The sequence below is a fragment of the Oenococcus sicerae genome (genome assembly GCF_004102045.2).
Taxonomy (GTDB): Bacteria; Bacillota; Bacilli; order Lactobacillales; family Lactobacillaceae; genus Oenococcus; species Oenococcus sicerae.
In genome coordinates, this window is the sequence record NZ_CP029684.2 from 812,144 (window position 1) to 829,918 (window position 17,775).

Here is a 17,775-nt window from a genome sequence, read left to right on the forward strand (position 1 = left end):
ATGACAGAAAAAGTAGATGCAGAATTAAATGACCAGCTTCGAGTCCGTCGACAAAAGCTCCAAGCACTGAAAGATGATTTAGGGATCGATCCATTTGGCCATCGTTTTGACCGGGACTCATATGCTAAAGATGTTCATGCTTTTGGTGACGACAAGAGCAAAGAGGCGCTGGAGAAGGATACAAAACACGTTGTGATCGCTGGTCGTATGTTAGCTAAGCGAGGCGCTGGCAAAATTATTTTTGCTGACATTCGTGACGTTTCCGGGACTGTGCAGGTTTATGCTCGACGAGACGATTTAGCTGACAACTATACATTAATTAGGCGTGCTGACCTTGGTGACATTCTTGGTTTTGCCGGGACGATCATGAAGACGGATGCAGGTGAGACAACCATTCTTGTTGACAAGATCACCTGGCTTTCTAAGGCCTTGCGGCCTTTGCCGGATAAATTTCATGGTCTGACGGACATTGATACGCGTTATCGCAAACGTTATTTGGATTTGATTGCTAATCCAGCTTCTTTCGATGTTTTCGTGATGCGTTCTAAGATCATTAAAGCGATTCGAAACTACATGGATTCAATTGGCTTTTTAGAAGTGGAAACACCAATTTTACAAAATTCCGCTGGTGGTGCCGCAGCTCGACCATTTATTACGCATCATAACGCCCTAGACATCGACATGTACTTACGAATCGCGACTGAGCTTTATTTGAAGCGCTTGATCGTGGGTGGTATGGAACGTGTTTACGAAATTGGTAGGATTTTCCGAAATGAAGGCATGGATACGCGCCATAATCCTGAATTCACGACATTAGAATCTTATGCGGCCTATTGGGACCTATCTGATGTCATGGTCGAGACGGAAAACATTATTCGCGCCGCCGCTAAATCAGTTAATGAAAATGGCCTTATTGAGTATGGTGATCAGCAGATCGATATTACGAAAGCATTTGCCAAAAAATCAATGACTGAACTGATTAAAGAAAAAACCGGTATTGATTTTGATCAACCGATGGATCTGGAAACAGCTCGCCGCTATGCCGATGAAAACAAGGTTAAATATGAGCTGTTTTGGGGAGTTGGTCATATTATTTCAGAGTTTTTTGATATTTTTGTTGAAAAAACATTAATCGAACCGACCTTTGTTTATCATTTTCCACTGGAAGTCAGTCCTTTAGCGAAAAAAGAGGATGGCAATCCTAATTTTGTTCAGCGTTTTGAGTTGTACATCGCTGGTGGTGAATATGCGAATGCTTTTACGGAGTTAAACGATCCAATTGATCAGCGTCAGCGTTTTGAGGCACAAGCTGCTGAACGTGAAAATGGCAATGATGAGGCTGAGTCAATTGATGAAGATTATATTGAAGCACTTGAGCACGGTATGGCGCCCACTGGCGGCCTAGGAATCGGCATTGATCGTTTGATCATGTTGCTGACTGACCAGCCGTCCATTCGAGATGTACTATTATTCCCAACTATGAGAAATTAAAAAGACTTGTTTTTTGACAAGTTTTTTTTATTTGTTTTAGAATGGTCTACATGCAAAATAATGATAGTGAAAACAAATCTGGATTCAGCCGTTTCTTGGATTCGATTCCGGCAGTCTTGTCTAGTACAGCATCGATCATGATTTTTTTATTTTTATTTGTCTACCTGTTTATCTTTGGTCTTCTTGGTTTCATTCCAGGACTCAAGTTCTTGGAACCATCTAATACGACCCAATTGATTTTAGGCAATTACACAAATGTTTTATCGGCTTTGGGCGCAGCCATTGCAGCCGGTGTTGGTAGCAGTGTTCATAAGCATGTTCGCGAGCACAGAAAACAGACGGCTGATCTGCAGACAACTGTTGATCGATTAGAAAAGAAAATCGATCAGTTATCAAAACAAGTCAATGAGACTAAATAGCGATCAGGCATTCTTAGTATTCTTGATGTTTAACACAAGTGACAGCAGCACAGCGGCAAAGACTGCACAAACAGCAAAGCTGACCATCATGCCATGAATTGAAACTTGAGCTGGACTAGATATGGTCACCAATATTTGGCTGATAATCAAGACGCCAATAACACCAGCGATTTGGCGCACGGTTGTGATCAAAGCAGTGCCGTGCGGAATTAAGTCATCTTTTAAGGCATTATTGGCATAGGTGACGGCTGGCATCATCATAAAAGCGTTGCCTGATTCAACTAAGGCGGCAAAAATGACTGCTAACAACCAAAGCTTTAAGTTGGATGTTGCAAAAAGACCGAAAAAGCCCGTGAAAATCATGCCCGATCCGATCGTCATAGTTCTTTTCAGTCCAAAACGATTCAAAACCGTTGCTGAACGGCGATTTAAAATACTCAAACTAACAGCGGCTGGAACCATTAACAGTCCTGACCATAAAGCATTGATAGCGAGAATTTTTTGGAAGTACAAGGGCATTAAGACGGTTGTGACAATCAAAGCAATGTAAGATCCAGCAGTTAAAAACATGCCCAAACGAAAGGCGGTGTTTTTAAGCACACGGATATCGAGTAGGGGTTCCTGCAGTGTTAACTGCCGGCGTATAAAGTAAGCAAAAAGGACAATACCCGCAACTAGCATGATGATCAGCCACAAGGACAGGCCGGTTATCATCGTTTGCAGCGCGTATAGAATCATTAATAGACCGATCAGTGTAACGGATGAGAGCAGATCGAAGCGGTAGGGTTCTTTAGGTATAACGTTTTTGATGAACTTTAACGATAAGAAGAAAAGGACGACCAGGATTAGTAGGAAAAAGCCGAAAACGGCTTGCCAATTAAAGATTTGCAGGATGACGCCGGAAACGATCGGGCCAACGGCTAAAGCTGAACCCATCACTAAACCGACCGAGCCCATTTGTATAGAACGTTTTTCAATCGGTGTAATTGATAAAATGACTGATTGAAAACTTGGAAACAATAAACCGACTGCAATGCCTTCAAGCAAACGCCCGACCATCAGCAAAGCAAAATTGCTGGCTGTCACGGCAATCACAGTGCCAATAATAAAGATGGCCTGCAAGCTAAGCAAAAAAGCTTTAAAATTGATATTTTTTAAAAACCAGGGCGACAAAGGCATCATTAAGACCATGATCAGCATAAAGCCTGTTGTTAGCCATTGAACGCTGGATATCGGCACCGAAAAATGTTTCATTAGGGTCGGATAGATCGTCGTCATTGCGGATTGGCTGATTGAAAACGTAAAACTAGTTGCTAATAAAACATTAATAAAGAACTTCTTTTGGACATCGGATAAATTCGACATGGCTCCCTCTTCTCATTTATCCATTCATGTTAAAATACAAAAGTGGCTATTTAGATTATATACCCAATATTCTTTTGCCCCAAAACAATTGGCGAGTTACTTGACCTTCATATGAAGATGTCATAAAATTAGATGGTTGTTTAAATTACTAGTATTCCGACTTAGCTCAGTTGGTAGAGCGCCTGACTGTTAATCAGGTTGTCGTCGGTTCGAGCCCGACAGTCGGAGTTTGCGGTCGATCGATTCACGTCGATCAGCCGTTTTTTATTGCAAGACCTGAACACTATTTTAATTAAGCCGACTTAGCTCAGTTGGTAGAGCATCGGTATCGTAAACCGGGGGTCGGCGGTTCGAACCCGCCAGTCGGCAAAATTTTTAAGAAACAGCGTGATATTAAGTGAAAGAAAGCTTGATATGACGCTGTTTTTATCTGGCATTGTTTTTTTGGTCGCTTATCAAGAAGATAGCCCATTCATATACAAAAACCACTATAGCGAGTACCTGGTCGTACCAGTGTAGAATTCTGTCAAAATCAAAAAAAGGCAGAACGTAAGCCGCAGCAAGGACAAAGGTAAAGATAACGGGGATAATATACGCCAGCTCGTGCGCTGCTAACCAAGACCGTAAAAGTAATGCGAGGACCGTTAATGTGATCAAAGAAATCGTGAGTGCATTCATATAACTATTTTCCTTTCCTGCTCATTCGTTGCAACAGACACAGATACTCATCAAAGCAAAATTGTTGAAGTATCCCCGACAAGTTTTTTGTTTACAGTTTTATTATCATAGCTAGCTGTTTAGTGGGAACATAAAAAAACGCAACAATTTGTTGCACTTTGTTGCACAAACACGATATATTGTTTTTTGGGCAATAGTTTGGCCACTTCACTTAACACATGATTGTTTTTACTTATCTGGTTGCTGTTCAAGCTAACCTCAAGCAAGTAAAATTAATGCTGAGCAAACGGTCTTTTTCCAAAGATATCTGATGGCTGAGTTTAATATCGTTCCTGAGAACTCTGTGTTGTCAGCCATGTTTACAAACCGTTCTACAATGGATAAAATATTTTTTAAAAAGAGGGAGTATTTGATGGCCAAGGGGCAAGAGCTAAAAGCACAAAGGCAGAAAAATGGTTTATCCCAAACGCAAGTAGCTCGGCATTTAAATGTCACGCGTCAAACCATTTCTAGTTGGGAACGGGGCCGGACCCTACCTGATTCAAATAGTCTCCAAAAGCTCAGTAAACTTTATCATGAGGAGGGTACGACAGAAGCAGTTGCGCCTGTTGCTCAGATTGATAATCGGCAGACCGACGAAGGCTTGCTCTTATTAATGTGTGCTTTAGTGTCTTTGATCATTATGCCCTTGGGCTTGATAGCAGCTCCGATCCTGATCAAGCGAAATAAAGCCAGCAATCGTTACTACCGTTTGATCTATCTCATTTCTATTGTTTCTTTGCTTACTAATTTATTAATCTTAGCTGCAATCATTGCGGATCGATTCAACTGGGGAATTACTAGCTACCACTAAGAGACCAGTAATTGACTATTAGAAATTATCGCTGTACAGGAGATGTTTGTTGAGACAACAGGCAGCATGTGGTCAGCGGTCCAACGAGCTTCACGATTGCTTATGCGGCTCAGATGCGAATCCCGTAAACTGCCTAAAGAAGCAGAGGCTTTCAAACCGTAAGCACTTGTGATGTGATTATTGTTAACGCTAATATGATAGCTAACTGACCAACCTAAGCCATTCTTACTGATGGTATAGCTACGATTGGCTAAACTGACTGCTAGTATCATATAATTATTGCTGTTTTGATTAACGGCGTCAGGAGTGATTGTAATGCTCTCACTATTTCCCTGATCATCCACACCTTGAAAACTCTGGCTTTGATTATTCTGTAAATCATAAATCAATGTGTCATCAGTTTGTGCAATATTTGAAAAGTTAAGATAGAATAGCACGCTAAATAGCGTTATTAGAAAAAATTTCGTCCCTGTCTTTATAGAATAGACATAGCTCGCTTCTTTTAATTTAAATCATGCTTGACTCATGCGTTTAACAGAAAAACCCATCCAAAGATGGGTTCACTAGATAAAATCTTAATTAATAACGGTCTAGGAAAAATAAGTCCCTAAACCAGTGTTTAAAATTTGCTTTGAACCAGACTGGACTAGGCATAAAGATCATGATAGACAGATAAAAAGACAAATAGATTAAGAGCCCTGTCATAAATTGGCCGATGGGCTGAATTTGCAAGAACGAAATTGGCAACAAGACCAAAGCCACGACATCAGAAATTATTGTCCACGCCAAGCGATGCTGGCCAGATTAGTCGGTCTTAGTACCTTGGGTGTACTGACAATCGTGAGAACAAATAAGATGAAGGCAATCCATTTACCTGTAACTGTTACTTTTGATAAAGCCATTTTTCTTCTTCTTTTTTAGAATTACTTTCATTATCCTTCCTAAACGCTCATTTAGTACAGAAAAAAGCGCAACAATTTGTTGCATTTTGTTGCGCAACGGGTTAGTAACACAAGATCATGATGCCCGCTTTTGTGTTACCTAAATGCTAGAAACTGTGATCTGTCTTTCAAACAGCAGAGAGAAAACAATCGTGAAACTAACAACAATAGGTTCGATACCTGTCCTGACCAGGTTTTCTTCTTTTGATTCAGCTAACTTTTGCAAGGCTCTAGCTTGCCACTTTAGGGACATTGACATTATTTTTTTGTCTTGTTATAGTTTCGATCGAATAACATAGTCAATAAATTAAAAATCACCATACAGATACCTGTAAAAAAAAGAAACACATTCTTTCTATACATTAACAAAAGTGATATGCCCAAAAGCATAAATAAACCTCTTAAAAGATAATCGCAAATAGCTAGGCTGATTTGTACTAATTTATTGTTCATTGCCACTCCGCATACCAAATTGGCCCATAAATTTGGCCAGTCACGCCACTGTAATTAAATACAATACCACCAGATACCGAGTCCGTTCCCCAACTCAAGGCTGCCAATGGTGTTGCAGCCGTTGACAATGCTACAGCAGCCAAGGTTGAAGCTAAAAATGGATTTTTCTTCGCTTTCATTTCTTCTTTTTCCTTTACTTAGAATTAAGATCATTATCATTCCTAAGTATTAATTTAGTACATAAAAAAGCGCAACAGATTGTTGCGCTTTTTTATGTATCAGATTAGTGTTCACAGGTGATAATAAACACATGCTAATAAAGGGAGGAAAATATAATTAAAAAAATCAGTTTTTTAGCTTCAGTTTTAGCGGCTGCTACACTATCGGCGGGCATTACGCTCTTGGCAGCGGACATGAAACATGATCAGTTTTCTGATCTAAAAACTAGCCATAACATATGTCAATATCAGACTCGGAGTATCTAGCGATGGAAAAAGCCATTAAAAAAATAATCAAACAAGAAAAATTATTTTCAGAAATAGCTCATGAGAACTTGGATCTATCGACCAAAGCGGGACAGGACTATCTGCGGGCCGTTATTTATCAGCAAGATCAGATAATCGGCGATCTGATAAAAGAACTGGTTAAGTTGGATCGCCAGTTTGATCCGGTAGGACGCTACATTTTTGATCTGTCCTTGAATCAATCGCAAGCTAGTGAAGTCATTATGACCCTTAGTTCCAAACAGTACTTAGAGAAAACACCCGAGGAGCGCACTGAATGGTTAAAGAACTGGTTTAAGAAAAATAACGTTGGTCCAGATAGCTTGGCCGATGGTTTTCAAAGAGCTATTTCAAAAGAAATGGCATAACGAGCCTTTTCCTAAGACTGCGGAATATATTACGCAAAAAACCTGTTTTTAACTGAAAATACGCATATAGTACACAGTTTTCCTAAAAGAAAAATGACGTGATAGGCTGGTATAAGCAGAGGCACTGCATCAGGAATTGCCTTAGCAATTAGAGAGGTCTTAAGTTGGCGCATTCTTTAAAAAATAATGATTATCAACCCTATCAGCCTGATCCCCGTATTTTAGCTGAGTCAGTTTTAGATATTACTGAATATTTAGGCAACACAGCAGCTTCTCCTTTATCGGTCAATATCTTTTGTTTGGAACACGACTTGAATTTTGATGATTTCACGCAGATTTGGCGTTGCTTATCCAAGATTGTGACTGATCAGGATAACATAGGATTGAAGATCACCTTTCCATTGATTAAAAAACGCCTCAAACAAGCAGCTGGTCCACAAGTGAAAGAGTTCAACGACCAGGCCATGGTAGGTCTGATAAAAGTATTTGCTAAGAACTTAATACCGGATTTATATGTACTATCACTTTCTATAGAAGACGACTATCAAGCATCAGAACAAAATCGAAGTCACTGAAAAATTAGCTAATTGTTTTTTGGTTTGATAAATAATCATGGCGCTTAATTCTTCCCCGTATCGAACTTACTAAGTTATCTAAGATGAAAACAAGGTTTAAAACACAATTCATACATTATTTAAGTTCGCTGTGCGAGACGGCTGCCTTGGTTTTGATTTTAGTTGCTTTAACTGAACTGATCTTGAGAAAGCAGCCCACCATTCAGCTGCATAGCGATTTTGTGACATTTACGCTGGCTTTTCCGCTACTATTTTCTAAGCTTGATCAAACTTTTGGTCGCTTTGGGAAAAGCAAACTAGTCTTACTAGTTTTCATGCTGTTTTATCTATCAACTGTTCTATTTGCACATTTTAAGATTGAGAGTTGGTCTCTTAGTTGGCCAGTCTATCTGCTGATGGTGTTATTGTTTGTCTTGATCGACATGTTGCTGCATCATTGGATCAAGAACCAATCACAATGAGATCTAGTAAAAGAAAGAATTTGCTCTGTGGTTTTTGGCAACTGTATCTGCCTTGCTTTTGTTTTTAGGTTTGTCAACAAGCTCTAATATTCTGACAGATATCTGGCTAGTCATTTTGTCATGATTCGGTATCCTAGGGGGCTTGTAGAACCGTTGCTAATTATCGCCGAGCTAGTGCCATGGCATTTCTAATAGTTATGGTTTTCTTTTAAGATATATAGTATTGGAGATGAACAACTTGAAAAAACTCATTAAAATAACTTTAGCTTATGTCTTCTTTTTTCTGATTTTTGATTTAATCGTGTCTTTTGGTATTCGTGGCATTATCGACCTTGTATCAGGTCGTGGTTATCAAGTTGCGATCTATATCAAACGAAGCATCTTAGACATACCTAGTACTTTTATCTTCTTTTTCTTTTGGGGCTGGGTAGAATATTCTTATCGAAAACACCAGACTAAACAACGATCCAGCGCCAACAAGACTAGTACCAAATGAAAATGGATATAGAAAATTATCGAGATATACTCTGATCCTAGTATTTGGTACATAAATACTGAGACATTTATACCATTATTAAATAACTAGGATAGGAGCAAAACGCATTATAATTTTTATAGGAACTCTAATTACACCGGACTACAAGCCAGCGTCACCGAAGGACCTTCTACGGCTGATTTGAATTGATAATTGAAATGAACTAATAATGACTGATCGAAAAAAAAGTAGCAATCAATTCCGTTTAATCTTTGATATTCTGTGGCCAGTCTCTTATATTCTCTTGGTCGGTGTGATCATTTTCAGTATTTATGCTGAACCCGCCTTCACTGCTAACGGTCGGTTACTTGCCTCGATTGTGGTTGTGTTAGTGGCCTTAGCATTAGGTTTGCCAACTAGTTATCATCATTTCAAGAAAGACGGCTTTGTTGGTAAAAGAAAGTCTGAATCAAAGTAATTAAAAGTAATTTTAATTTAACGCAGTTTTTTATCTAATTTCATGATGGGTTTCGTTTACTTTGATTCATATTTCTTCTTGATAATGAAATTTTTTTGGCAAATGGCCAGTCATTACAATTGTTTCTAATGCCAAAGTCAATAAAGAAGAAAAAGCCAAATGCGCAAGCGCTGTCTGTCCAATTGCGCTGTATATGGATGAATTCTATCATGCGTGATATGTTCATTGTTTGATCTTCGGACCCATCAGATCATCGATGCTCGCCGGTTCGAAGCGCTTTATTGGGATCTTTGGGAAAACATCTGCTGTGTAGTTCTTGATTACAGGACGTCATACCAAATTTTTGTTAATTTGATATGATGTTTTTTTATTTTTCTTTAAAAAATACGTATCAATAATTAGCTGGTTCAGAAAGGAGAAAAATACATGAGCTCAGTTATGATTAAAAGATTAGTCAAACAGCTTAGCATTGCGTCTACTTGCTGGGCTGTGATTTTTTTGATTGATTATCTAATAGAACTGTTTCAAATCAATCATACGAGTACGATTACAACGTTGAGCGGCTTAAAAATCGTGACACAAATAACACCGCGTGAGTTAAATACTGAGTTTACTTTAACTTTTCAATCGCTATGCTTGTATCTAACTTTTGTAGTCATTTGGTTCGTTATTTATTCCGTGATTAAGTTCATGAAAAAAAGATAATATTTTAAATTTACGCTGTGATTGCGTCTAATTGTAATGGACGTCGTTTGCCTCAATAATCTGGTAAACGCTAGGTTCATAAATAACGCATCAAGGAGAATTTGCATGAATAAATTATTATCTATGATATTTGCATTAACAGGAACATTTGGTATTTCAGCCGGGGCGGCTAAAGCTGTTTATCCAATTTTGGTCGCTGCTTTTAGTAGGGGTTCGATCACGTTAGGGCGAGCAATTGCCTTAACGGCCGCAACAGGCGTGGGCGCTTTAATCGCCGCAACCGTGATCGGTTTTGGCGGTATGTATATCAGCAAAAAATTAAAAGCAGGAAAGGGCGCGACAATCGCTTGGTAAATGACATTACTCATATAAATTAAATGACTTATTTATCATAGAGAAGCAATGCTGAAAATTGTATTTTTAGAATCCAAAGCTTTTTACAGAGAGATAGTATCAGACAAATTGTCTTTGTGGATCACGCTGTTTAGTTTGTCACTTTTAACTCTGATGAGCTATGCTATAGGATTATTCTTTCAAGATGATATTCAATCCAATTATCAATTGTTAAGCAATATCTTGTTAGCCTCGTCTACGATTGGATTGAGTGGTGGCTTGGATCTGTTTAATCGCTTTATTCGGTCTAATAAAAATGATGTAACCGCTGTTTGGCCAAGGAAAAAACCTTTTGTCTTAATTGTTAAATCATTTAAATACGAAATGCTGGATAATGTCATTTATCTTGTTTTTTTGTTGGTTTTTGCGATACCGTTATTGCAAAATTTTCGGCCCTATATCACGCTGGTAATCCTACTAGCCTTAATTATCTTTAATTGTTTGCGAAAAGTAAAACAAATTACCAGACTTTATACTCGAAAAAATCTATTTAATTGGTTATCAACTGGTGTTGGTTATTTGATCGAACTCCTAGTCATCAACACGGTTTTTGCGGTTCATTCTGTTGTTGAATTGACAAATTGGCTGACCTTTTCAAAACTTTTGACGACTGATATTCGCCAGACGGTGATTGCACGTCCGGACTATCTGTTGATTTGTAGCGCATGCTTGATGTTGTTACCGATTCTCGTCTTTACCTATTACGTTCTTGCTGATAGGACGACTGCGGCCGTAAAAAATCAGCCCCAACTCACGGGAACTTTTCTTTATCGATTTGTTGTGGCTAATAAATTATTGAATGGCAACGCAATTAGTAAAAGAGCTATTGATAAATTAGTGGAAACTGGATACTGGCAGCAGTCTCAACGAGATTTGTTTTTAGCCGTCTTAGCCATTTTGCTATCTTATGTTATTTCGGCCGTTTTGCATGTGTCTATAATACCCAGCAGACTTACGGCGGTGTTCTTTATTAGCATTTTTCTGATAAAAACCGTCACTAGTTTTCAAGCAAAAGTTCAAGATGATTTCAATGGCGAGATCACGATGCATCTTTTGTGTCCTGGTATGCTAATGTACGTAATTAGAAAATATCAGATCTTCCTAGGCTTTGTCGGCATGATTCAAATTTTTGTCTTACTGTTAGTGCTACATCTATTTGATTTTGTTTTTCTGATCTTTTGTAAGGAATTTATTTTGATGTCGATGTCACTGCTGGCTAATTTGCAGCTCAGTAGTTTATTGTCTCGTCTTTTTGTTCGTTATCGACAATCAGATGCTGTCTGGCCGACAGTTGGTCTTTTAGCTACTGGGGCTGCTGTGGCAATGGTCACAGAAATAGTTTGCATGCCGATGTATTTTATGTCGGCTTTGCAGTGGCATGATGCTTGGATTTTTGTGGGACAGATCATATTCTTAGCGCTAGTGTATGCCTTAAGTGTTTATTTGATTGGCAAGTGTCAACGAAATTTTTATGGTGAGTATAAAAAGTATGCAGCTAAATAAAAAATGTTTGCCGTGGACCAAGCTCTGAAGATATCTTTCGTGATCAGTTGTGGATTGGCAATCCTAGCTTTTTTCATTGGTACGCAATTAATTGGACTATTTCAGTCAAATGATCAAACAGTTACGATGTCGGTTATTGAAATTTTTTGCCACAATGTTCTGATTTCATTCATATTGATTCTAAGTGTTTTCAGCTATGGGCTGATATCCCTACTCCTCATAGCAAGTAATTTTCTGATATTTGGTATGCAGCTAACCGCCATGGTGACAAAGGTTGGTTTTTGGCATATGACAGAAAAAATATTTTGGCATGCTTTGTTTGAGTTACCAGCGATCATGATCGCAGCCTCTTTTGGTTTTTATTTATTTGTTTCGCAATTGGTCTTGAGTCAAAAATTTAATCGAAACAAGTTTTGCTGGTTGATGACGAGATTGACCAGCTTGGTATTGGCACTTGATTTGATTGCGTCAATCGTTGAAGTTTATGTGAGCAACGGGATAGGTGAACCATGATTAAAAACGCATTTAACAAAAGAAACGTCTTCATTTTCATGATTTTAAGTCTTATTTTCTATTCAATTATTTTTGTGACTTTTAAGAATTTTGGCAGTGTTTTTTTAGATAATGCGCTGACGCTGACACAGGCAGATCAGCCATTTTTAATTAAATTTTTCACCAATTTGCAGCGTGTTTATAGCAATGCTGTGATTCAGATTATTTTTCGGTTACTCCAATTTGCGATAATGTTTTTCCTATTGAAAGCCATGCTGAGAGTCTGTTTTGTATTGGAAAATAAATTAAGAAAAGTTGTACTCGAGCATGAGCGGTCAATCAATGATCAATTTTTATTGAAGATCGTATTCATTAATAGTGCGGGTCAATTATGTTTAGCTCTATTGACGATTGTGTTAGGAGAGCAGCTGATCATGTTTTCGGCTGAGGCCTATGCCGTGTATGGCTTATGTCTCCTGGTCGTCAAACTGGTCTTTGCTTTTTTACCCTACATCAAAAAGAGTGGTGCTGGACTTTCCTGCATATTTTACAGTGTGTTTCAAATAATTATTTTGATTGGAATGGTGATTTAATGACCTACTTATCTTTAAAAAATATAAGCAAAAGTTATGATGGCAAAATAGTTTTTCATAACCAGAATTTTGATTTTTCGCAAAATGAAATTGTTTTCTTTGTGGGGAAAAACGGTGTGGGCAAAACAACTCTCATGGAAATCATCATTGGTTTGAATCAACCTGATCAAGGTACGATTATGTTAGATGATCGCGAACTCCGAATACCCTACGATGTATCAGCACGAAAACAACTATCTTTTCTGCCGACCGAAAATCAATTGGTTAACTATTTAAATGCCAAAGAAAATCTAGCTTATTTTGCCGAAATATATCGCATCAAAGATTATGAGCCAACTATTAGCGGTTTGATTAAAAACTATTTGTTTGCCGACCAAGAAAAAAAGCTTGTCAAAGATTACTCGACCGGGATGAAGCGACGTCTCAGCTTGGCATTGATTGATTTGATAGATGCTCCGGTCATTATCTTAGACGAACCCAGTCTGGGGCTGGATATTTATAATACGGATTTTTTGCGCAAACAGCTATGGGCTTATCGCCAAGCTGGAAAACTCGTGATCGTGACCAGCCATGACCTTTTATTATGCCGACGTTTGGCAGACCGCGTCTATTTGTTTTCTAATGATCGAGTTGTTGAATATCGAGGAAAAGCCATGCGGAATTTGGAGCAAGGCATTTTAGATAGTTATGAAACAACTCAATCAAGCGTCTAAAGAAGTGATACGTTCAGTCATTTTTTGTTGCACTTTAGGGAAAGCTGTGTCAAGAAAATCTTGTTGACTAAACCAGTTTCCAGGAAAAAAGCTTAAGTTGACCTTGCTGGATAATTCGGCGGCCAGCAGGTGAATGGTCCACTTTTGATGGGTGAAAGTATGAATGACTGCTTTCACGGGTAACGGCTGGATATTGAGGAGCAATTGATAGTTGTGTTTAAAATAGCGAGTTAAGGCAGTCATCATGTCGGATTCAGTTAGGAATTCATCTTTGCCGTCAAAAGTTAATAATTCAGTTTCTGTCACTAAAGGGAAAGTCCAAAAATCAGCGAGAATACCTGTATCTGGTCTCTTTTGCATCAAAATACCAGCTGATGATCTCACAACTAAGCCATAATAAGTGATTGCTTTGGGACGTGGTTTTTTATTTTTAACTGGATAGTTTAACTCAATACCATCTATAAAGGACTGATCGAATTCTTTCACTGGAGAATGACTAGAATCTGGATTGGCCGCTGTCATGTAGCTTGAACCCAGATCCATAACAGCTTGATTAAAATCACCCGGGCGGTCTTTAGAAATGATTTTCCCAATTATTTTTTCAAACAGTTGTCGTGTGTGTGGTTGACTGATTTCGTCATCAATTTCTAGTAAACGTGAAAAAACGCGAAAAGCATTTCCGTCTACGGCTGGAACTGCTTGATTAAAGGCGATACTGGCAATCGCACCAGCTGTATAAGGGCCAATACCAGCCAGTTGTTGTAGAGCTTCACTGGTTTTCGGCCACTTGCCGTGATAGTCATCAACTAATTGTTTGGCCGCCTTTTGTAAATTACGGGCGCGAGAATAATAGCCAAGGCCCTCCCAAGCCTTCATGAGCTTGCCTTCATCCGCTGATGCCAGCTTTTCAATAGTTGGAAAATCAGCCATAAAACGTTCGTAATAAGGGATCACAGTCTGGACTTGAGTCTGCTGCAGCATAATTTCTGATATCCAGACGTGATAAGGATCATGATCCTGGCGCCAGGGCAGATCGCGTTTATTATGATCGTACCAATCTAATAAAGTTATTTGAAACGAGTGAATTTTATCATCTGACCATTCAATCATATTAAGGAAACTCCTCAATTTATGATACACATTTATGATTGTTATTCTGAGTCCTATTAAAAACCATCATGCTGTGACATGATGGTTTTTGCTGACGGATTATTTTTTGTTTACGCCAATTTGACGTTTAGTAGTCTACTCTGTGTGCAAGATGCTTGACTGTGTATGCCGAATTGATGTGATTTGAAATATTTTTTGAAGCTATCAATCGTTCAGACGTTGACAGTCTGGTCTTGCCAGGCTTGACTAAGTGCTTCGCCTAATTTTTGAATACCAAGTTTGATGTTGCTGATTGATTCGCCTGTGAAGTTAATGCGGGCGCCGTTTTTAATACTTCCGGAAGGATACAGATTAGTCGATGGCGTGAAACGAACGTTAGTATTGATTAATTGCTGATCTGAAAAGCGGTCCATATCAAAACCTGTTGGCATCGTTAACCAGATGAAAAAACCGCCTTGAGGATCAGTGAATTTTGCGTTACGTGGCATGTAAGCTTTCATTGCTTGGATCATGGCATTCTTTTTTTCACGATAGTTGTTTTTAAGGATCTCGATATGGTCATCTAACTCATTTTCTTCCAAGTATTCATTTAAAATGGACATTGTCAGGTTGCTGGATTCAATATCAGCAGCACTTTTCAAATTTAGCAAGTCTTTAAATAAATGATCTTCAGCGGTTAACCAGCCTAAGCGTAGACTTGGTGCGATAATTTTTGAAAAACTGCTGACATAAATGACGCGTCCTTGTGTGTCAAAAGATTTAATAGTTGGCAAACTCTCACCACTATAACGCAAGTCACGATAAGTACCGTCTTCCAGGATGACAACATCATATTCATTGGCTAGTTCAAGGACACGCTGGCGTTTCGCCAGGGACATTACTGCGCCTGTCGGATTCTGAAAATCTGGTACTGTATAGATCATTTTGATATTATGCTGTTTCAGAATTTTTTCCAAGATTTCGACATTCATGCCGTCTGCTTCAATTGGCACTTCGTAAAAAGTCGGTTCGTAGGCTTGAAAGGCTGCCAGAGCACCAATATAAGTCGGGCCTTCGACAATTAGACCATCATTTTCATTCAATATTAATCGGGCGGCGAGATCAATTCCTTGTTGAGCGCCTTGTGTCAGCATAACGTGTGTGGCATCTGTCTTGATATTATCTTTATCAGCTGTTCTTGCAACTAGCTTTTCCCGCAAGGATGCTAAACCCAGACTATTTTTATACTGCAGCAAATTTTGTGATGATGTGGTGAAAGTAGTCGCTGCTGCTTGTGCTAATGCCTTTTGTGGAAACAGGTTAGCATCAGGGTAACCGGCTGAAAAAATAATTTGGTCTGCTTTCGCTGTTTGAAAAAGTTTATCTAATCCACTGTTTGATGTTCTTTGAACTCTGCTTGCAACATGATTCATTTTGTTCACCTCGATAAGAAAATTAAAAGTCAGACTAATCATGTCTGCGCTTTTCTCTTTTCATGGTAAGCTCAGTTTATGGATAAGTAAAATTCAACTTTTTCACATATTGATGAAATTTATTCAACTAAAGGATTATCATGACTAATTTTTCATATCAAGTTTTTTCAGCAGTCATTCAAAAGGGTACTTTTTTTCAAGCAGCGCAGCTATTAAATGTCACGCCTAGTGCTGTGAGTCATTCGATTAATCAACTGGAGAATGAGCTGGGTTTTCCATTATTTTTGCGCAATCATAATGGTGTTGAATTAACAAATGATGGGAAAACTGTGCTGCCCATCATTCGGAGAATTTTGAACACCGAGGAACAGCTTCATCAAGTAGCTGATAATATCAAAGGCCTCAATGATGGCCGAGTGCGAATTGGTGCCTTTAGCAGTGTTTGCATTAATTGGCTGCCAACAATTTTGCAGCATTTTAAAGATGACTATCCCCACGTTGAAGTCACGATTTTTCAGGGAACCTTTAATCAAATTATCGCTGGTATTCACGATGGATCAATTGATGTTGGTTTTAGTTTGCTACCGATCGATGATCATTTACTAGTTGAACCTTTGATTCAAGATCCGATTTATTGTGTGGCACCGTCGAATTTTGTTCCAAAAGACAAAAAAGTTGTCACTAAAAAAGATATCGGTGATCACCGTTTTATCTTGCAGCAAATCGATTATGATCGTGATACTAAAAATGCTTTGGATCGTTATGATGTTAACCCGAACTCGCTTACTTATTCAATAGATGATCAGTCGATTTTATCAATGGTGGAAAGTGGTCTGGGTCTTGGGATCTTGCCGAAATTAGCTTTAAAAAAATTATCTGGGGATGTTCATATTTATCCTTTTGACAAACAATTTGCCCGCACGATCTGTTTAGTTGCTAATAAACTGCAGGCACAGACACCATCCACGAAGCAAATGATTGCCGCTATTAACGCTTTTTTGAAGGAAACCTATGCCCAGCAGCTTTTGATCGATTGATTAGTGCGTCAAAAAAACTAGTAAACGCAATCGTTTACTAGTTTTCTATTTGTCGTCTATCAATGACTTAATAATAATTTACATGATCGATGCTTTATCGGTTTGCTTTTTCAGATAAGCAACCAGTTGCTTAATGGTGATAAAGGGTAAATTAAATTTTTCAGACATTTCTTCCAAATAGTCTTGCCGTGCCATATGGCCATCGGGCAAGACTATTTCACAAATAGCACCAACTGCCGTTTCACCGGCTAATTTTGCAAGATCTACAGCCGCTTCAGTGTGGCCATCTCTTTGTAATGTACCGCCTGTAACAGCAACCAAGGGGAATGAGTGGCCTGGATGAACAAAGTCACTGGCTTTAACATCTGTTTTGGCTAATTGCCTGATCGTTGCGGAACGGTCAAAGGCTGAGATACCAGTCGTGACACCAGTTGCTTCGTGATTGCCATCTAAGGAAATCGTAAAAGCGGTGTTGTTGATTTCGGTATTGTTTTCAACCATAGGTTTCAATGCTAGTTTTTCGGCTAATTCGGCTGAAATTGGTGTGCAAAGTAACCCACGTGCATGTGTGATCATGAAATTAACATTTTCAGGCGTCATTTTAGAACCGACTCCTAGTAAGTCACCTTCGTTTTCGCGCCCTTCGTTATCGGCGATTATAATCAGGCCGCCATCTTTTAATTGCTGTACTGCTTGCTCGATCGTTGAATAGCTCATTTTTGTCCGCCCATTATTTTATTTGTGAAACATTTTTAGT

General features: G+C 38.7%; 24 protein-coding genes and 2 tRNA genes. 18 read left to right on the plus strand and 8 right to left on the minus strand.

Features of this window, described 5'->3' with window-relative positions:
* Together lysS and DLJ48_RS04095 are read left to right on the plus strand one after the other, a co-directional pair.
* Positions 1-1,491, plus strand: a complete 1,491-nt coding sequence (lysS, locus tag DLJ48_RS04090; RefSeq protein ID WP_128686176.1) for a lysine--tRNA ligase — start codon at positions 1-3, stop codon at positions 1,489-1,491.
* Between the two features lie 50 nt (positions 1,492-1,541).
* Positions 1,542-1,910 (plus strand): hypothetical protein, encoded by a 369-nt coding sequence (locus tag DLJ48_RS04095; RefSeq protein ID WP_128686178.1) that lies wholly within the window; start codon positions 1,542-1,544, stop codon positions 1,908-1,910.
* A 3-nt stretch (positions 1,911-1,913) separates the two neighbouring features.
* On the opposite strand, the gene DLJ48_RS04100 is transcribed toward DLJ48_RS04095, so the two are convergent.
* A complete protein-coding gene (locus DLJ48_RS04100; protein ID WP_128686180.1) occupies positions 1,914-3,275 on the minus strand; it encodes an MFS transporter in 1,362 nt (453 codons plus the stop codon).
* Between the two features lie 155 nt (positions 3,276-3,430).
* On the opposite strand from DLJ48_RS04100, the gene DLJ48_RS04105 reads away from it, so the two are divergent.
* Positions 3,431-3,503 (plus strand) — tRNA-Asn (locus tag DLJ48_RS04105).
* A gap of 68 nt (positions 3,504-3,571) precedes the next feature.
* Positions 3,572-3,644, plus strand: a tRNA-Thr gene (locus DLJ48_RS04110).
* Between the two features lie 57 nt (positions 3,645-3,701).
* Here DLJ48_RS04110 and DLJ48_RS08510 read toward each other — a convergent pair.
* A complete protein-coding gene (locus DLJ48_RS08510) occupies positions 3,702-3,953 on the minus strand; it encodes a hypothetical protein (protein ID WP_128686182.1) in 252 nt (83 codons plus the stop codon).
* Positions 3,954-4,263: 310 nt separating this feature from the next.
* Here DLJ48_RS08510 and DLJ48_RS04115 point away from each other — a divergent pair, with 310 nt between their 5' ends.
* On the plus strand, positions 4,264-4,806 hold the full coding sequence (locus DLJ48_RS04115; RefSeq protein WP_128686184.1) for a helix-turn-helix domain-containing protein: 543 nt from the start codon (positions 4,264-4,266) through the stop codon (positions 4,804-4,806).
* Here DLJ48_RS04115 and DLJ48_RS04120 read toward each other — a convergent pair.
* Entirely contained in the window at positions 4,803-5,195 is a 393-nt protein-coding gene (locus tag DLJ48_RS04120; protein WP_128686186.1) for a DUF5626 family protein, read from the minus strand. The genes DLJ48_RS04115 and DLJ48_RS04120 overlap by 4 nt on opposite strands.
* A gap of 319 nt (positions 5,196-5,514) precedes the next feature.
* Here DLJ48_RS04120 and DLJ48_RS08515 point away from each other — a divergent pair, with 319 nt between their 5' ends.
* The gene (locus tag DLJ48_RS08515; RefSeq protein WP_207710184.1) at positions 5,515-5,727 is read left to right on the plus strand and encodes a hypothetical protein; all 213 of its coding nucleotides are present in this window, start codon (positions 5,515-5,517) and stop codon (positions 5,725-5,727) included.
* Positions 5,728-5,847: 120 nt separating this feature from the next.
* Here DLJ48_RS08515 and DLJ48_RS04125 read toward each other — a convergent pair whose 3' ends face one another.
* Complete coding sequence (locus DLJ48_RS04125) at positions 5,848-6,000, minus strand: hypothetical protein (protein ID WP_161566106.1); 153 nt, start codon at positions 5,998-6,000, stop codon at positions 5,848-5,850.
* A gap of 196 nt (positions 6,001-6,196) precedes the next feature.
* Positions 6,197-6,379, minus strand: a complete 183-nt coding sequence (locus DLJ48_RS04130) for a hypothetical protein (protein WP_128686188.1) — start codon at positions 6,377-6,379, stop codon at positions 6,197-6,199.
* A 308-nt stretch (positions 6,380-6,687) separates the two neighbouring features.
* On the opposite strand from DLJ48_RS04130, the gene DLJ48_RS04135 reads away from it, so the two are divergent.
* From DLJ48_RS04135 to DLJ48_RS04185, 11 genes are all read left to right on the plus strand, one after another.
* Positions 6,688-7,071 carry a hypothetical protein gene (locus tag DLJ48_RS04135; RefSeq protein WP_128686190.1) on the plus strand — a complete coding sequence of 128 codons (384 nt, stop codon included), beginning with the start codon at positions 6,688-6,690 and terminating at the stop codon, positions 7,069-7,071.
* Between the two features lie 164 nt (positions 7,072-7,235).
* Positions 7,236-7,646: a hypothetical protein gene (locus DLJ48_RS04140; RefSeq protein WP_128686192.1), complete on the plus strand. Its 411-nt coding sequence runs from the start codon at positions 7,236-7,238 to the stop codon at positions 7,644-7,646.
* An 83-nt stretch (positions 7,647-7,729) separates the two neighbouring features.
* Positions 7,730-8,107 carry a hypothetical protein gene (locus DLJ48_RS04145; RefSeq protein ID WP_128686194.1) on the plus strand — a complete coding sequence of 126 codons (378 nt, stop codon included), beginning with the start codon at positions 7,730-7,732 and terminating at the stop codon, positions 8,105-8,107.
* A 229-nt stretch (positions 8,108-8,336) separates the two neighbouring features.
* Positions 8,337-8,603 carry a hypothetical protein gene (locus DLJ48_RS04150; protein ID WP_243148682.1) on the plus strand — a complete coding sequence of 89 codons (267 nt, stop codon included), beginning with the start codon at positions 8,337-8,339 and terminating at the stop codon, positions 8,601-8,603.
* Between the two features lie 208 nt (positions 8,604-8,811).
* Positions 8,812-9,060 carry a hypothetical protein gene (locus DLJ48_RS04155; RefSeq protein WP_128686196.1) on the plus strand — a complete coding sequence of 83 codons (249 nt, stop codon included), beginning with the start codon at positions 8,812-8,814 and terminating at the stop codon, positions 9,058-9,060.
* Positions 9,061-9,486: 426 nt separating this feature from the next.
* The gene (locus tag DLJ48_RS04160) at positions 9,487-9,765 is read left to right on the plus strand and encodes a hypothetical protein (protein ID WP_202982893.1); all 279 of its coding nucleotides are present in this window, start codon (positions 9,487-9,489) and stop codon (positions 9,763-9,765) included.
* A 105-nt stretch (positions 9,766-9,870) separates the two neighbouring features.
* On the plus strand, positions 9,871-10,119 hold the full coding sequence (locus DLJ48_RS04165; protein WP_128686198.1) for a hypothetical protein: 249 nt from the start codon (positions 9,871-9,873) through the stop codon (positions 10,117-10,119).
* A gap of 48 nt (positions 10,120-10,167) precedes the next feature.
* Positions 10,168-11,661 carry a hypothetical protein gene (locus tag DLJ48_RS04170; protein WP_128686200.1) on the plus strand — a complete coding sequence of 498 codons (1,494 nt, stop codon included), beginning with the start codon at positions 10,168-10,170 and terminating at the stop codon, positions 11,659-11,661.
* Positions 11,662-11,787: 126 nt separating this feature from the next.
* On the plus strand, positions 11,788-12,174 hold the full coding sequence (locus tag DLJ48_RS04175; protein ID WP_478212221.1) for a stage II sporulation protein M: 387 nt from the start codon (positions 11,788-11,790) through the stop codon (positions 12,172-12,174).
* Complete coding sequence (locus tag DLJ48_RS04180) at positions 12,171-12,746, plus strand: hypothetical protein (protein ID WP_128686204.1); 576 nt, start codon at positions 12,171-12,173, stop codon at positions 12,744-12,746. Before DLJ48_RS04175 ends, DLJ48_RS04180 begins: the two co-directional genes overlap by 4 nt.
* Positions 12,746-13,459: an ABC transporter ATP-binding protein gene (locus tag DLJ48_RS04185; RefSeq protein WP_128686206.1), complete on the plus strand. Its 714-nt coding sequence runs from the start codon at positions 12,746-12,748 to the stop codon at positions 13,457-13,459. The genes DLJ48_RS04180 and DLJ48_RS04185 overlap by 1 nt, the downstream gene beginning before the upstream one ends.
* Here DLJ48_RS04185 and mutY read toward each other — a convergent pair.
* Positions 13,448-14,569 (minus strand): A/G-specific adenine glycosylase, encoded by a 1,122-nt coding sequence (gene mutY / locus DLJ48_RS04190; protein ID WP_128686208.1) that lies wholly within the window; start codon positions 14,567-14,569, stop codon positions 13,448-13,450. The genes DLJ48_RS04185 and mutY overlap by 12 nt on opposite strands.
* Before the next feature lie 212 nt (positions 14,570-14,781).
* Positions 14,782-15,981, minus strand: a complete 1,200-nt coding sequence (locus DLJ48_RS04195; RefSeq protein WP_128686210.1) for an aminotransferase-like domain-containing protein — start codon at positions 15,979-15,981, stop codon at positions 14,782-14,784.
* Positions 15,982-16,121: 140 nt separating this feature from the next.
* Between DLJ48_RS04195 and DLJ48_RS04200 the strand changes: the two genes are divergently transcribed.
* Positions 16,122-17,018: a LysR family transcriptional regulator gene (locus DLJ48_RS04200; RefSeq protein WP_128686212.1), complete on the plus strand. Its 897-nt coding sequence runs from the start codon at positions 16,122-16,124 to the stop codon at positions 17,016-17,018.
* A 78-nt stretch (positions 17,019-17,096) separates the two neighbouring features.
* Here DLJ48_RS04200 and ribB read toward each other — a convergent pair whose 3' ends face one another.
* Positions 17,097-17,735: a 3,4-dihydroxy-2-butanone-4-phosphate synthase gene (gene ribB / locus DLJ48_RS04205; protein WP_128686214.1), complete on the minus strand. Its 639-nt coding sequence runs from the start codon at positions 17,733-17,735 to the stop codon at positions 17,097-17,099.
* Positions 17,736-17,775: the final 40 nt, after the last annotated feature.

Excerpts from the sequence above, each read along its gene's own strand:
- DLJ48_RS04170 (WP_128686200.1), top strand. The coding sequence starts at position 10,168 with ATGCTGAAAATTGTATTTTTAGAATCCAAAGCTTTTTACAGAGAGATA.
- DLJ48_RS04185 (WP_128686206.1), top strand. The coding sequence starts at position 12,746 with ATGACCTACTTATCTTTAAAAAATATAAGCAAAAGTTATGATGGCAAA.
- mutY (WP_128686208.1), bottom strand. The coding sequence starts at position 14,569 with ATGATTGAATGGTCAGATGATAAAATTCACTCGTTTCAAATAACTTTA.
- ribB (WP_128686214.1), bottom strand. The coding sequence starts at position 17,735 with ATGAGCTATTCAACGATCGAGCAAGCAGTACAGCAATTAAAAGATGGC.
- DLJ48_RS04160 (WP_202982893.1), top strand. The coding sequence starts at position 9,487 with ATGAGCTCAGTTATGATTAAAAGATTAGTCAAACAGCTTAGCATTGCG.
- DLJ48_RS04100 (WP_128686180.1), bottom strand. The coding sequence starts at position 3,275 with ATGTCGAATTTATCCGATGTCCAAAAGAAGTTCTTTATTAATGTTTTA.
- DLJ48_RS04095 (WP_128686178.1), top strand. The coding sequence starts at position 1,542 with ATGCAAAATAATGATAGTGAAAACAAATCTGGATTCAGCCGTTTCTTG.
- DLJ48_RS04115 (WP_128686184.1), top strand. The coding sequence starts at position 4,264 with ATGGCTGAGTTTAATATCGTTCCTGAGAACTCTGTGTTGTCAGCCATG.
- DLJ48_RS04180 (WP_128686204.1), top strand. The coding sequence starts at position 12,171 with ATGATTAAAAACGCATTTAACAAAAGAAACGTCTTCATTTTCATGATT.
- lysS (WP_128686176.1), top strand. The coding sequence starts at position 1 with ATGACAGAAAAAGTAGATGCAGAATTAAATGACCAGCTTCGAGTCCGT.
- DLJ48_RS04150 (WP_243148682.1), top strand. The coding sequence starts at position 8,337 with ATGAACAACTTGAAAAAACTCATTAAAATAACTTTAGCTTATGTCTTC.
- DLJ48_RS04165 (WP_128686198.1), top strand. The coding sequence starts at position 9,871 with ATGAATAAATTATTATCTATGATATTTGCATTAACAGGAACATTTGGT.
- DLJ48_RS04175 (WP_478212221.1), top strand. The coding sequence starts at position 11,788 with ATGTCGGTTATTGAAATTTTTTGCCACAATGTTCTGATTTCATTCATA.
- DLJ48_RS04135 (WP_128686190.1), top strand. The coding sequence starts at position 6,688 with ATGGAAAAAGCCATTAAAAAAATAATCAAACAAGAAAAATTATTTTCA.
- DLJ48_RS08510 (WP_128686182.1), bottom strand. The coding sequence starts at position 3,953 with ATGAATGCACTCACGATTTCTTTGATCACATTAACGGTCCTCGCATTA.
- DLJ48_RS04195 (WP_128686210.1), bottom strand. The coding sequence starts at position 15,981 with ATGAATCATGTTGCAAGCAGAGTTCAAAGAACATCAAACAGTGGATTA.
- DLJ48_RS04145 (WP_128686194.1), top strand. The coding sequence starts at position 7,730 with ATGAAAACAAGGTTTAAAACACAATTCATACATTATTTAAGTTCGCTG.
- DLJ48_RS04200 (WP_128686212.1), top strand. The coding sequence starts at position 16,122 with ATGACTAATTTTTCATATCAAGTTTTTTCAGCAGTCATTCAAAAGGGT.
- DLJ48_RS04125 (WP_161566106.1), bottom strand. The coding sequence starts at position 6,000 with ATGTCCCTAAAGTGGCAAGCTAGAGCCTTGCAAAAGTTAGCTGAATCA.
- DLJ48_RS04130 (WP_128686188.1), bottom strand. The coding sequence starts at position 6,379 with ATGAAAGCGAAGAAAAATCCATTTTTAGCTTCAACCTTGGCTGCTGTA.
- DLJ48_RS04155 (WP_128686196.1), top strand. The coding sequence starts at position 8,812 with ATGACTGATCGAAAAAAAAGTAGCAATCAATTCCGTTTAATCTTTGAT.